This is a genomic window from Paenibacillus sp. OAE614, from assembly GCF_040546645.1.
In the GTDB taxonomy this organism is placed as follows: Bacteria; Bacillota; Bacilli; order Paenibacillales; family Paenibacillaceae; genus Paenibacillus_AQ; species Paenibacillus_AQ favisporus.
The window spans coordinates 7,517,866-7,527,773 of sequence record NZ_JBEPOD010000001.1; the positions used below are offsets into that span (position 1 = coordinate 7,517,866).

The window sequence follows — 9,908 nt, forward strand, 5'->3', positions numbered from 1 at the left end:
TAGGGGAATGCGAAGAAATTGCCATACGAGCCCCTTATTCAAAATCTTTATTCCAAAATGATAAAAAATACGGCGAAAAGGAATTGACAACCAGCGGTTTTACTTTATACTTGTGATTAATCATATTATTTCAGTAGGGATTATAGTGAATTACAAACGATACTTTTATTCAGAATGGAGGCATCTGGTATGAATTTGCTCGAAAAAGAACAATGGATCCAGAAACAAGCCGAAGAAATGGAACATGCTACGGCTGAAGAATTGATCCGACTTGCGGTGGAGACATTCCCGAACATTACGTTTGCCTGCAGCTTTGGTGCTGAAGACGTCGTGCTCGTTGATATTTTGCAAAAGGTAAGCCCATCGACCGACATCTTTTACCTCGATACCGATTTCCACTTTAAAGAAACGTACGAAACCCGAGACCGCCTGGCCGCCAAATATGGCATTGAGTTTGTAAGAGTATCGCCGAAGCTGACACCCGAAGAGCAGGCGGCTGCCCATGGCGAAGAGCTGTGGAAATCCGATCCTAACGCATGCTGCAACATCCGTAAGGTAGAGCCTTTGACCCGGATCTTGTCCCAGTACGACGCTTGGATTACCGGCATCCGCCGCGATCAGGCGCCTACCCGGGCTAACGCCAAGAAGGTGGAATACGACAACAAATTCGGACTTGTTAAATTCAACCCGCTGGCTGACTGGACTTCCGACGACGTATGGCACTACATTCGTGAAAACCAGGTATTCTACAACCCGCTTCACGATATGAACTTCCCGAGTATCGGATGCATGCACTGCACGCGTGCAGTTGCCCCTGGAGAGGATCCTCGTGCAGGACGCTGGGCAAACAGTGACAAAATTGAATGCGGACTTCATAAGTAATAAATAACGGAGCAGTAGAAGGGGAGCGAAAAGATGACAGCGATTCAGCCTCACGGAGGTACCTTGATTAACCGTATTGCTGAAGGCCAGGCCAGAGAAGAGCTGCTGCAGGCTGCGGCCGGTTTTAAACAGATTCCTGTGAATACTTGGACGATTTCGGATATCGATCTGATTGGCGTAGGCGCTTTTTCCCCGTTGTCGGGTTTTATGAACGAGCAGGATTACAAGTCGGTCGTCGACCGCATGAGGCTGGCGGACGGCACGGTATGGAGCATTCCGATTACGCTGGCTGTGGACGATGAAAAGGCTGCGGAACTCGCTGTAGGCGACAAGGCAGCCCTCGTAGGAGCCGAAGACGGGGTGGTGTATGCCGTCCTTAATATCGAGAGCATTTACAGCGTCGATCAGACCGCTGAAGCGACCAAGGTATTCAAGGCAAGCGATTCCGAGCATCCTGGCGTTAAGAAGCTGTTTGAGCGCCCGTCGAACTATGTGGGCGGAAGCATTCAGGTGCTGAACCGTCCGAAACCGGCCAAGTTTGGCGAGTTTTATTTTGATCCGGCGGAGACGCGCCGTATTTTTGTAGAGAAGGGATGGAAGAAGGTTGTCGGCTTCCAGACCCGTAACCCGGTTCACCGGGCTCATGAGTATATCCAGAAGAGTGCGCTTGAGATCGTCGACGCGCTGTTCCTGAACCCGCTCGTTGGTGAAACCAAGTCGGATGACGTTCCGGCCAACGTCCGGATGAAGAGTTATCTGGTCCTGCTCGAAAACTACTACCCGGCCGATCGTACGTTCCTTGGCGTGTTCCCGGCCGCTATGCGTTATGCCGGCCCGAGAGAAGCCATTTTCCATGCGATGGTCCGCAAAAATTACGGCTGCACCCATTTTATCGTCGGCCGCGACCACGCCGGCGTAGGCGACTACTACGGCACCTATGAAGCCCAGGAAATTTTCTCGAATTTCACGGCGGAAGAACTCGGCATTACCCCGCTGTTTTTCGAACACAGCTTCTTCTGCAAAAAGTGCGGCAATATGGCATCCAGCAAAACCTGCCCGCATCCGAAGGAAGATCATTTGACCTTGTCCGGTACGAAGGTACGCGGTCTTCTGCGGGACGGCGTCTGCCCGCCACCGGAATTTACCCGTCCCGAGGTCGCTAAGATTTTGATCGAAGGGATGTCCGCACAAGTATCTTCATAAAGTACTATTTGTCCACCTCGCCCCATATAGATGTGTAGAGTCGATATGGGGAACGGAGGTGGATTTTTTATGTCCAAGCAGGGACGAAAGAAACAGGTGCTGTGGATCCGGGTAAGCACGGTCAAAAAAGCGCTGATCGGCCTCTGCCTGCTGATTGTTTTTATTGCGGTGGCCACATACCAAATACCTGCCGCAAAAACGACGGGTTCCTTGGGTCTGCCCCTGTCGGGGAAAGTAATCGCACTGGATGCCGGTCACGGCGGGCCGGACGGAGGTGCCGTCAGCAAGCAGGGCGTGATCGAAAAAGACATCAACCTGGCAATTGCCCTATATCTGCGCGACTATTTGCAGCAGGCGGGTGCGATCGTCGTGATGACGCGAGAAGGCGACTACGACCTGGCCGGCGATACGAGAGGGTACTCCAAACGCAAGACAGAGGATTTGAAGCAGCGGGCCAAGTTCATTGAGGACAAGCATGCGGATCTGTTTTTGAGCATTCACATGAACAGCTTTCCGTCGAACCGATACCGTGGCGCCCAGACGTTTTATTATCCGAATCATCCGGACAACGCAGGACTGGCTGCATTAATTCAGGATGAGATTAAGCGGAACCTCGAAAATACGGACAGGGTGGCCAAAACGGTGAATACAGTATATCTGCTTCAAGCGCTGAAAATGCCTTCGGCTCTGGTGGAGGTAGGATTCCTGTCCCATCCGCAGGAGTCGGAGCTGCTCAGGGATGAGAGCTACCAGCGCAAGGTCGCCGCATCGGTTTACAAGGGGGTTCTCCGGTATTTGTCCGGCGAGAAGGCGAAAGTGTCGTCAGAAAATCCTTGAGAATGGTATAATAGCACCTGAGGCTTTAGATGGAACTTAAGATGAATACTATAAAGCAGAGGTGCTGCCAGCATGTTATCACGTGAGCAAGTGCAACAGCTATTACAGCCAATCGTCGAGCCTGTCACAGGGAAGAGCCTGATTGAGCTGCAAATGATAAGAGATATCGTTGTGAAGGAAAGCCGGATTTCACTGTCGGTCATCACCTTAGACAAGCGTGAGGATTACGCCAAGGCGCTTGAGAGTGACATCCGGGAACGGCTTGGGGACGCAGAGGGTGCGGAGATTCACATCCGGATGCGGGAGGCTAACGAGCTGGAACGCGAGAAAATATTAGGCGAGTCGGCGCGCATGCGCCAGGAGGACGAGGATAAGCTCGTCAAGGGACATGCCGCCGGGCTGGAGCACAACCAGCTGCTGCAGGATCCGAACGTCCATTTCATCGCGGTAGCAAGCGGTAAGGGCGGCGTCGGCAAATCGACGGTGACCGTCAACCTGGCTGCAGCTTTGGCCCGTATGGGCAAGCGCGTAGGGCTTATTGACGCCGACATTTACGGCTTCAGCGTGCCGGATATGATGGGGATTGAAGAGGGGCCGGTGGTAGAGGACAACACCATCATCCCTGTGGAGCGCTTTGGCGTGAAGGTGATGTCGATGGGCTTCTTTATCCGTGAGAACAACCCGGTCATTTGGCGCGGTCCGATGCTCGGCAAAATGCTGCACCAATTTTTCAGCGACGTCGGTTGGGGACAGCTCGATTATATGCTGCTTGACTTGCCGCCGGGTACGGGCGATGTGGCCCTTGACGTTCATCAGATGCTGCCGCAGAGCAAGGAGATCATCGTCACGACACCGCACGCCACTGCTGCTTTTGTAGCCGCTCGTGCCGGAGCGATGGCTCTTCAGACCAATCATGACATTTTGGGCGTCGTCGAAAATATGGCTTATTACGAGTGCTCAGACTGCGGCAAGCGGGATTACGTATTCGGACGGGGCGGAGGCGGACAATTGGCGGAGACGCTTCATACGGAATTACTGGCACAGGTGCCGCTTGGAGCGCCGGATAACCATGTCTCCGAACCGGACTTCTCGCCGTCTGTATATAAGGCGGACACGCCGACGGGTCAGATCTACAGCCAATTGGCCGCATCGATTGTTGCGAAGTGCGAGCAGTAAGCTGAACATTTGCTTCATCACAACAAAAAAGCCCCAATCGGGGCTTTTTTTAATGCCGCTAACTTCCTCCACCGCCGCCCTCGCCGTTTTCCTTGCTGCCGCCTTCACTGCTGCCTTGGTCCCCGCCTTCTTGGCCTTTACCCCCACCTTTCTTTTGCGATTTCTCGACCTTAGGCTGGAGTTCTTGGGTCACGACATCCTTCAGCATGTTCATGACTTCTATTTTGAACAACGGGTTCTGCATGGCTTCCTGCATGACGGTCATCGACTGCTTGCGGTATTCTGGGGTCTTGGTAATATCCAGGAACATTTTCATGACTTCGGGTGACTTCATAATATCGGCGACGGATTGCTGATAAGTAGGATCTTTGATCAACTGCATATGCAGCTGCTTGTTCTGCGAGCTGATGGCTTTGGCGAAGTCCCCGGCAAACTGGGGATCCGTCATGATTTTTTCGAACTCTTTCTTATACTCCGGAGCGGTAATGGTGTCTTTGACGGCCGTCCGGATTTGCTCTCCGGCTTGAAGGGACATCATCTGCATACCGAGCCCCGATCCAGAACCGGAGCCGCTGCTGCCCGAACCGCTGCCGCCGCCTTTCAGGGCATCCTCAACGGCCTTCTTGCCTTCATCGCTCTTCAGGATATCGACAACCATCGTTTTCATCTCTTTATAATCGCTCTGGGGCGGGGCATAGCTCTGTTCCGATCCACACCCTGTCAGAGCCGCGGAAATACCGAAAAAAAGCGCACATAAACCGATAACCGGCCACTTCATCTGTGTTGTCCTCCTTTGCTTCAGATCCTGTTTGTAGTATGGCATCCGAAAATTCGAAATATGTCGAGGCATGGATGGTTTTTTATTGTGAACGTTGGTAAAATAAAGTCTTGGGGGTGCAGAATATTTGAACTTAAAAAGATGGATGACATTATTTTGGAAAACGCTGCTTGCCGGCTCCATAGCGGCGATTGTGGCCGGGGTGCTGCTGCAGTTTGGAAGCGGTATAATTAAATTTAAGGGACCAGCGGATTACTTGTTTTATCTGGTCATTTTATTCGGGTACGGCCTGATGGTCAGCGTCTATTCCCAGCTTGGCTTCTTCGCTTATATGATTTTGAATTACACAGCCATCGGGGTGTTCCCCAAGAAAGTATGGCAGTACATACAGCTTGTCCTTGCGGTCCTGGCACTGCTTGAAGTCATGTTTTTCCGCTCCTTTGTCGGGAAGGAGAACAGCCAGCTTTCCGACTTGGTCGTCGGCATATCGATCCTTGTCGTAGCCATTGTTGTAGCTTATTTTAAGGCGAAAGCGACCAATCCGACGGCTTGGATACCGACAATCTTCTTCATGACGGCGATCACGATCGTGGAGCTGGTGGGAGGACTGAAAATCGGCGTCAACAACGCCACCGTCTTTATTCTGGTTCCGCTGATCGTCTGCAATGCTTACCAAATTTTAATCCTTCATAAAGTGTTGAACGCAAAAAAGAGCTAAGATCCTTAGCTCTTTTTTCTCTGCTTATGATTACATGCCGGCTGCGTCATCAATGGCTTGCTGCATCGCCGCTTGGTCGTGAATCTCTTTTCCCTTAGTATCCGCTTGGCTGAGCAGATCGGACACGGTTACGAATTCGTACCCCTGCTTGCGGAGCTCATCAATGATGACCGGAAGCGCTTCATGGGTCTGTTTGACCGAGTCGCTCGCATGAAGAAGCACGATGTCCCCGGGGTGTGCCTTCGACACTACCCGGTTAACGATATTTTGTGCACCGATGTTTTTCCAGTCCTGGGAATCGGTATCCCATTGGATAACCTTATAATTAAGACTGTCTGCGATTTTCAGCACCCGCTTGTCAAAATCCCCGTTGGGAAGGCGGAGGAGATTGGGTTCCTTGCCGGTCAAATCGGTTAATATAGAATTGGCGGTGATCAGCTGCTTGCGGATTTCTTCGTCGCTCAGCGTGCTGTAATTCACGTGCTTGTGGCCGTGGCTTCCGATTTCAAACCCGCTGTTTTTGATGTCATTTACGATATCCGGATGGCTTTTTCCCCAAGGGGAGGATAAAAAGAAAGTAGCCTTCTGCACATTCTTGTCCTTCAGAACCTTCAGAATGGGCTCTGCCCGCTTTTCCCCCCAGCTGATATCAAACGTCAGGGCGATCACTTTCTTCTCGGTAGGGACGCTGTAAATGGCTGCTGGAGCCCCTTCAGAGAATACCGTGATGTTGTCGCTCTCGACATAGATGATACCGATGGCAAATACCGCTGCGGCCAGCACGAGAAACGTGCGTTTTATTTTCCTGCCATTCAGCACATAGAAAAATGAATTCATATGCTCGTAAGCTCCCCTTTCCATACATCAGCATTTTGCACTGTCGTCCGTTATAGCAAAGGGTTTTTATAAATAAGCTGTAAATGGTCCCTTTTAACGAATCTCAGGAGAAATGCTCATGTAAAGCTTGTTTACTTCAATGTATGCTCGTACTTGGGACTTATTACTATAGAGGAGGTAATCGTTTGCTTCGTTTGAGTACATTTATAAGAGACATGATGTCGATCAAAAAAACATTGCTGTTTGCCGTATTGCTTTTTGCTGCCGGAGTGGCGGCCGGGTGGATCAGTACCGGGGCTTTGGCTGAACTGGTGAACCAGCAGCTAAGCGGTTTGAGGGAGATCAGCGGTAAATTGCAGAACTCGGAGCATCCGCAGTGGAGCTTCTTCGGGTTTATTTTTCTGAATAACAGTATTAAAGGCGTATTAATCATTTACCTGGGTCTTCTGGCGGGAATACTGCCCGTGATGTTTCTGCTGGTTAACGGAATGGTTATAGGTTATTTGGTACATAGTTTAAGCGCCCAGGGAGAGAGTCTAGCCGATCTAGTCATCAGAGGGCTCCTGCCGCACGGAATTATTGAAATACCGGCGATTATCATCGCGTGCGCCTACGGCATTAGAATGGGAAGCTGGGTCATCGGTGGAATCAATCCGGGAAAGAGAGCAAGGGGCAGGGAAGGTGAGGGTGTGCTGCGAAAATCGGTTACAGCGGCGTTTTGGGTCGTTATCCTGCTGTTTGCGGCCGCAATTATTGAAAGCACCGTTACCTATGCCTTAATGCAGAATTAGTATTTTATAAATTGCGATTCATAAATTTCCCAAAAGTTGAGCATAACAGTAAGACGATAAAACCATTTCCGTTCCGATTATGGACGTTCGAGGATAAATCTACAGGGAGGCCGGTTCTAAATGTTGGGTATGCTTTTTAACGAGAAGGAATGCAAGGAATTAGATTATGTGCTGCGCAAGGAGCTGGACGAGATGCTGTTCGACTTAAGCGATCAGCGATTGGATCAGGATATCCGTAATGCCATTGCGAACCGCTACAAGACTGTTTTTCGGATGTATGCCCGATTCGCTCCGCAAAAGGAGCTTTCAAAGTATGCGCGTAACAGCAAGCTATCACAATTTAAACAATGATGCTTGACGACACTGCCTATCTTATGATAAATTAATTTTCGCTTCAGTTTTAAGTTTTGAGACGAAGCACAGTGCTTTTGCAAGGTTGATAGAAAGTGGTAAGAAACTTTTTTAAAAAAACTCTTGCAAAACATCTAGTGAGTATGATATATTATAAAAGTCGCCGCTGAGATGCAGCGATGACAAATGAAAGAGATTTTGATCTTTGAAAACTGAACAACGAGTGAGTATAAACGCGATGGTCTTATGACCGGAGCGATTGAGATTAAATCAATCTCGTCAGATTCAAAATGAGTCACAAACTTTCTTGGAGAGTTTGATCCTGGCTCAGGACGAACGCTGGCGGCGTGCCTAATACATGCAAGTCGAGCGGACTTGATGGAGAGCTTGCTCTCCTGATGGTTAGCGGCGGACGGGTGAGTAACACGTAGGCAACCTGCCTGCAAGACCGGGATAACCCACGGAAACGTGAGCTAATACCGGATATCTCATTTCCTCTCCTGGGGGAATGATGAAAGACGGAGCAATCTGTCACTTGTGGATGGGCCTGCGGCGCATTAGCTAGTTGGTGAGGTAACGGCTCACCAAGGCGACGATGCGTAGCCGACCTGAGAGGGTGAACGGCCACACTGGGACTGAGACACGGCCCAGACTCCTACGGGAGGCAGCAGTAGGGAATCTTCCGCAATGGGCGAAAGCCTGACGGAGCAACGCCGCGTGAGTGATGAAGGTTTTCGGATCGTAAAGCTCTGTTGCCAGGGAAGAACGTCCGGTAGAGTAACTGCTATCGGAGTGACGGTACCTGAGAAGAAAGCCCCGGCTAACTACGTGCCAGCAGCCGCGGTAATACGTAGGGGGCAAGCGTTGTCCGGAATTATTGGGCGTAAAGCGCGCGCAGGCGGTCATTTAAGTCTGGTGTTTAAGGCCAAGGCTCAACCTTGGTTCGCACTGGAAACTGGGTGACTTGAGTGCAGAAGAGGAGAGTGGAATTCCACGTGTAGCGGTGAAATGCGTAGATATGTGGAGGAACACCAGTGGCGAAGGCGACTCTCTGGGCTGTAACTGACGCTGAGGCGCGAAAGCGTGGGGAGCAAACAGGATTAGATACCCTGGTAGTCCACGCCGTAAACGATGAATGCTAGGTGTTAGGGGTTTCGATACCCTTGGTGCCGAAGTTAACACATTAAGCATTCCGCCTGGGGAGTACGGTCGCAAGACTGAAACTCAAAGGAATTGACGGGGACCCGCACAAGCAGTGGAGTATGTGGTTTAATTCGAAGCAACGCGAAGAACCTTACCAGGTCTTGACATCCCTCTGACCGGTCTAGAGATAGACCTTTCCTTCGGGACAGAGGAGACAGGTGGTGCATGGTTGTCGTCAGCTCGTGTCGTGAGATGTTGGGTTAAGTCCCGCAACGAGCGCAACCCTTGATTTTAGTTGCCAGCACTTCGGGTGGGCACTCTAGAATGACTGCCGGTGACAAACCGGAGGAAGGCGGGGATGACGTCAAATCATCATGCCCCTTATGACCTGGGCTACACACGTACTACAATGGCCAGTACAACGGGAAGCGAAGCCGCGAGGTGGAGCCAATCCTATCAAAGCTGGTCTCAGTTCGGATTGCAGGCTGCAACTCGCCTGCATGAAGTCGGAATTGCTAGTAATCGCGGATCAGCATGCCGCGGTGAATACGTTCCCGGGTCTTGTACACACCGCCCGTCACACCACGAGAGTTTACAACACCCGAAGTCGGTGAGGTAACCGCAAGGAGCCAGCCGCCGAAGGTGGGGTAGATGATTGGGGTGAAGTCGTAACAAGGTAGCCGTATCGGAAGGTGCGGCTGGATCACCTCCTTTCTATGGAGAATCGCTTCCTGCGATGGAAGCATTCAAATACTAAATCTAGCCAGGTCGGCTAGTTACTCACTCGTTGGTCAGTTTTGAGAGAGCAAACCTCTTTCAAAACGCGTTTGGTGGCGATAGCGGAGGGGTTCCACGCGTACCCATCCCGAACACGACCGTTAAGTCCTCCAGCGCCGATGGTACTTGGACCGAAGGGTCCTGGGAGAGTAGGACGTTGCCAAGCGCAAACCCTTATGGGTTTCAAATGAATAATTCCCATACACGATATGGGCCCTTAGCTCAGTTGGTTAGAGCGCACCCCTGATAAGGGTGAGGTCGGTGGTTCGAGTCCACTAGGGCCCACCATATAAACTTCATTCAAGTGTAAATCACTTATTGGGGTTATTTATGGGGCTATAGCTCAGCTGGGAGAGCGCCTGCCTTGCAAGCAGGAGGTCAGCGGTTCGATCCCGCTTAGCTCCACCAATTAATT

The 9,908-nt window shown here is 51.0% G+C and carries 9 protein-coding genes, 2 tRNA genes and 2 rRNA genes; 11 read left to right on the forward strand and 2 right to left on the reverse strand.

Translation table 11 applies throughout. The annotated features are described in order from the left end of the window. Window positions 1-189 precede the first annotated feature (189 nt). The 4 genes from ABIE48_RS34380 (at window position 190) to ABIE48_RS34395 (ending at window position 4,098) form a co-directional block, all read left to right on the forward strand. Window positions 190-882, forward strand: coding sequence for a phosphoadenylyl-sulfate reductase (locus tag ABIE48_RS34380; RefSeq protein ID WP_076176764.1), 693 nt, complete (start codon window positions 190-192; stop codon window positions 880-882). A 33-nt stretch (window positions 883-915) separates the two neighbouring features. Beyond that, window positions 916-2,085: a sulfate adenylyltransferase gene (sat, locus tag ABIE48_RS34385; protein WP_192717552.1), complete on the forward strand. Its 1,170-nt coding sequence runs from the start codon at window positions 916-918 to the stop codon at window positions 2,083-2,085. A 69-nt stretch (window positions 2,086-2,154) separates the two neighbouring features. Then, window positions 2,155-2,922 carry an N-acetylmuramoyl-L-alanine amidase CwlD gene (gene cwlD, locus ABIE48_RS34390; RefSeq protein ID WP_076176766.1) on the forward strand — a complete coding sequence of 256 codons (768 nt, stop codon included), beginning with the start codon at window positions 2,155-2,157 and terminating at the stop codon, window positions 2,920-2,922. A 72-nt stretch (window positions 2,923-2,994) separates the two neighbouring features. Further along, window positions 2,995-4,098, forward strand: a complete 1,104-nt coding sequence (locus ABIE48_RS34395; protein WP_145029986.1) for an Mrp/NBP35 family ATP-binding protein — start codon at window positions 2,995-2,997, stop codon at window positions 4,096-4,098. 58 nt (window positions 4,099-4,156) lie between these two features. On the opposite strand, the gene gerD is transcribed toward ABIE48_RS34395, so the two are convergent. Continuing rightward, the gene (gene gerD, locus ABIE48_RS34400) at window positions 4,157-4,876 is read right to left on the reverse strand and encodes a spore germination lipoprotein GerD (protein WP_192717551.1); all 720 of its coding nucleotides are present in this window, start codon (window positions 4,874-4,876) and stop codon (window positions 4,157-4,159) included. A gap of 127 nt (window positions 4,877-5,003) precedes the next feature. Here gerD and ABIE48_RS34405 point away from each other — a divergent pair, with 127 nt between their 5' ends. After that, on the forward strand, window positions 5,004-5,594 hold the full coding sequence (locus tag ABIE48_RS34405) for a KinB-signaling pathway activation protein (protein ID WP_145029982.1): 591 nt from the start codon (window positions 5,004-5,006) through the stop codon (window positions 5,592-5,594). 30 nt (window positions 5,595-5,624) lie between these two features. Here the strand turns inward: ABIE48_RS34405 and pdaB are convergent, their stop codons facing one another. Further along, a complete protein-coding gene (gene pdaB, locus ABIE48_RS34410; RefSeq protein WP_076176770.1) occupies window positions 5,625-6,431 on the reverse strand; it encodes a polysaccharide deacetylase family sporulation protein PdaB in 807 nt (268 codons plus the stop codon). A 185-nt stretch (window positions 6,432-6,616) separates the two neighbouring features. On the opposite strand from pdaB, the gene ABIE48_RS34415 reads away from it, so the two are divergent. The 6 genes from ABIE48_RS34415 (at window position 6,617) to ABIE48_RS34440 (ending at window position 9,901) form a co-directional block, all read left to right on the forward strand. Further along, on the forward strand, window positions 6,617-7,222 hold the full coding sequence (locus tag ABIE48_RS34415; RefSeq protein ID WP_145029980.1) for a stage II sporulation protein M: 606 nt from the start codon (window positions 6,617-6,619) through the stop codon (window positions 7,220-7,222). 120 nt (window positions 7,223-7,342) lie between these two features. Then, window positions 7,343-7,573 carry a hypothetical protein gene (locus ABIE48_RS34420; protein ID WP_076176772.1) on the forward strand — a complete coding sequence of 77 codons (231 nt, stop codon included), beginning with the start codon at window positions 7,343-7,345 and terminating at the stop codon, window positions 7,571-7,573. A gap of 304 nt (window positions 7,574-7,877) precedes the next feature. Beyond that, window positions 7,878-9,430, forward strand: a 16S ribosomal RNA gene (locus ABIE48_RS34425). Between the two features lie 112 nt (window positions 9,431-9,542). Next, window positions 9,543-9,659: ribosomal RNA gene (gene rrf / locus ABIE48_RS34430) — 5S ribosomal RNA — on the forward strand. A 45-nt stretch (window positions 9,660-9,704) separates the two neighbouring features. Beyond that, window positions 9,705-9,781: transfer RNA gene (locus tag ABIE48_RS34435), tRNA-Ile, on the forward strand. A 44-nt stretch (window positions 9,782-9,825) separates the two neighbouring features. Next, window positions 9,826-9,901 (forward strand) — tRNA-Ala (locus ABIE48_RS34440). Window positions 9,902-9,908: the final 7 nt, after the last annotated feature.

What these genes read in the sequence shown, in the direction of transcription:
- ABIE48_RS34380 (WP_076176764.1), top strand. Translation starts at nt 190, where the DNA reads ATGAATTTGCTCGAAAAAGAACAATGGATCCAGAAACAAGCCGAAGAA.
- sat (WP_192717552.1), top strand. Translation starts at nt 916, where the DNA reads ATGACAGCGATTCAGCCTCACGGAGGTACCTTGATTAACCGTATTGCT.
- cwlD (WP_076176766.1), top strand. Translation starts at nt 2,155, where the DNA reads ATGTCCAAGCAGGGACGAAAGAAACAGGTGCTGTGGATCCGGGTAAGC.
- ABIE48_RS34395 (WP_145029986.1), top strand. Translation starts at nt 2,995, where the DNA reads ATGTTATCACGTGAGCAAGTGCAACAGCTATTACAGCCAATCGTCGAG.
- gerD (WP_192717551.1), bottom strand. Translation starts at nt 4,876, where the DNA reads ATGAAGTGGCCGGTTATCGGTTTATGTGCGCTTTTTTTCGGTATTTCC.
- pdaB (WP_076176770.1), bottom strand. Translation starts at nt 6,431, where the DNA reads ATGAATTCATTTTTCTATGTGCTGAATGGCAGGAAAATAAAACGCACG.
- ABIE48_RS34420 (WP_076176772.1), top strand. Translation starts at nt 7,343, where the DNA reads ATGTTGGGTATGCTTTTTAACGAGAAGGAATGCAAGGAATTAGATTAT.